This is a genomic window from Spongiactinospora gelatinilytica (genome assembly GCF_003236385.1).
In the GTDB taxonomy this organism is placed as follows: domain Bacteria; phylum Actinomycetota; class Actinomycetes; order Streptosporangiales; family Streptosporangiaceae; genus Spongiactinospora; species Spongiactinospora gelatinilytica.
The window spans coordinates 1-2,133 of record NZ_POUA01000649.1 but is presented as its reverse complement, the minus strand read 5'-3'; the positions used below and the strand labels follow the sequence as shown (position 1 = coordinate 2,133).

Annotated in this window: 3 protein-coding genes; all 3 read right to left on the bottom strand. The window is 73.4% G+C overall.

Annotated elements, in window-relative coordinates; translation table 11 throughout:
- Nucleotides 1-209: 209 nt before the first annotated feature.
- Nucleotides 210-968 (bottom strand): DUF4097 family beta strand repeat-containing protein, encoded by a 759-nt coding sequence (locus C1I98_RS38215; RefSeq protein ID WP_146607906.1) that lies wholly within the window; start codon nt 966-968, stop codon nt 210-212.
- A gap of 201 nt (nt 969-1,169) precedes the next feature.
- Nucleotides 1,170-1,454 (bottom strand): Fe-S cluster assembly protein HesB, encoded by a 285-nt coding sequence (locus C1I98_RS38210; RefSeq protein ID WP_111172100.1) that lies wholly within the window; start codon nt 1,452-1,454, stop codon nt 1,170-1,172.
- Nucleotides 1,455-1,574: 120 nt separating this feature from the next.
- On the bottom strand, nt 1,575-2,133 hold a 559-nt coding region (locus C1I98_RS38205), incomplete at its 5' end, for an aKG-HExxH-type peptide beta-hydroxylase (RefSeq protein WP_233508551.1).

Here is a 2,133-nt window from a genome sequence, read left to right as displayed (position 1 = left end):
CCCCTGTCGCCCTGCCATGCACCCCCGCCGCCCGAGCGTGCATCGCGGCGGCTCCCTCGTGCATCCTCGTCGGCCGAGCGCGCGTCGCGGTCGATCCGCGGTGCATTCCTGCCGTACACCCCCGTCGCCCGGCCGTGTGTCCCGGTCGGCCTGCCGTGTACTCCCTGTCGGCCGAGTGTGAGTCGCGGTCGGTCCGCCGGGCGGCCCTGTCAGGCTTCGGCGGGCGGTCCCTTGCGGACGCGGACGTCCTCGGAGACGCTGCGGAGTACCAGGCTGCGCTCACTGCGCGGTGCGTCGCGCACGTCCGAGCGCGGTGTGCCGTGCCGTGAGGTCGCCTTGACCCGGTAGGAGCCGTCGACCTCGGGGACCGTCGTGACGACCCGGCCGTGGGTGGACAGCGCGCGGACCTCGGCCGGTGGCGCGGCGAAGGACAGGTCGATGTCGCCGCTGCCGGTGCGGGCGCGCACGACGCCCGAGCGGGCCTTGACCATGGTCAGGTCGCCGTCGGCGCTGTTCATCCGCACCGTGCCCGTGGCGCTCTCGACGTGGATGTTCCCCGAGTGGGTGGTTATGTTTAGCTCGCCGGTCAGGCCGGTGACGCGTACGTCGTCGTCGCTGACGTCCAGGTTCAGCTTGGGCGTGCCGGGGACGCGCACCACGTAACGCGCGCCGCAGTCGCCGAAGACCATGTTGCAGTCGGCGGCGAGAGTGAGCGTGCCGCCGCGCAGCGACCAGGTGGCCATGCCCTCCCCGGCGGCCTTGCCGCGCACCCACCGCTCGACCCGCAGGGACGACCCCGTGCCCGGGACCACGTTGACGCGGACGCCCGATTGGATGGTCAGCGCCTGAGCCCGGCTGTCGAACGGGAAGTCGCGCACGTCGTGCCGCTCCTTGGCGTCCAGTTCGACCCCGCAGGACGCCAGGGCGGCCACCGCGGTGAGCGCGCCCGCCAGTACCAGAATCCTCATGCCGCCGAGCATCCCGCGCCCAGCGGCCGGGCGGTATCGTCCGGCGGGCCGATCGTCCGGCCGATGGCATCGGCCGATCGGTTGATCCTCGCGAATCTTCGGTGCGGAGACCGGCTCCGGCCGCGGCGGCGCGCCGGCCGCCGCCGCCGGAGACCGTTATGTGTCGCCGGGCCGGTTCATCCCGGCCCGTTCGTCAGCGCGTCAGCCCTGTTCCGCGAGGCGGAAGGAAGGGCTGCCCTGGGCGTCCACATCGGCGTCGAGGGACTTGGTGTCCAGGGCGTCGGCCGCAACCGGGTCCAGGAACACGCGAGCGCCTTCGACCTCGATGACCTGGTCCTGGGTGGCCGGGCCTTCGGAGATGGACAGGACCAGCGAACCCGCCTGGTCGGCCTGGGAGGCGATGCGGATCCCCGTGTCCTGCGAACCGCTCGACTGCGCGGTCAGGTCGCGGATCACCTGGACGGCGTTGTCGGTCAGCGTGAGCACTATGACTCCTCGTCAACTTGATTGAGGTACCCGACCCGCCCTGCCCGCTTCGGCCGGGCTCAATCGTCGCGGCCTCGGGAAATCTCGGTTTTTACGCTCGCCGGGCCCCGCGAGGGGGTTTCAGGCGTGCTTGCTCAGCCAGCGGGCGTGGTGCCGGGAGGCCGTACGCCGGGCGTGCCGCAGCGCGTCCGCGGGGACCGGATCGTCCCGCCAGGAGTCCAGCACGGCGCGCATCTCGGTGACGAACTCAGTGCCGACCGCGGTGAGCCGCCCCGAGCCGAGCAGGACTTCCGACACCTCCGCCGCCGCGTCCCGCCACCGGGCGTAACCGGCGTGCGCGTCGAAGGCCGCGCCGGGATCGCGCTCCAGCTCCCGCTGCCGCCGCCAGAAGCGGGCGATGCCGAGGTGGGCGTACGCCCCCTGGAGGAGGCCACCGGCCGGGCGCGGGTCGGGCCGCCAGGGGGCGTAGAAGCCGTCCGCCGCGGGGCCCCGCTCGATCAGGTCGAACATGTCCATCAGCGCGGCCAGCTTGACGTGCTGCACCTCGTGCGCCAGTGCCTCGGCGACCTGCACCGGCCCGGGCGGCGCGGACATGGCCAGGCAGCCGCAGGCGGCCCGCGAGGTCGCGCTGCGGTATCCGGACGGGGGGGCGGCCAGCGGGACCAGCACGGTGAACGCC

Excerpts from the sequence above, each read along its gene's own strand:
- C1I98_RS38215 (WP_146607906.1), bottom strand. The coding sequence starts at position 968 with ATGAGGATTCTGGTACTGGCGGGCGCGCTCACCGCGGTGGCCGCCCTG.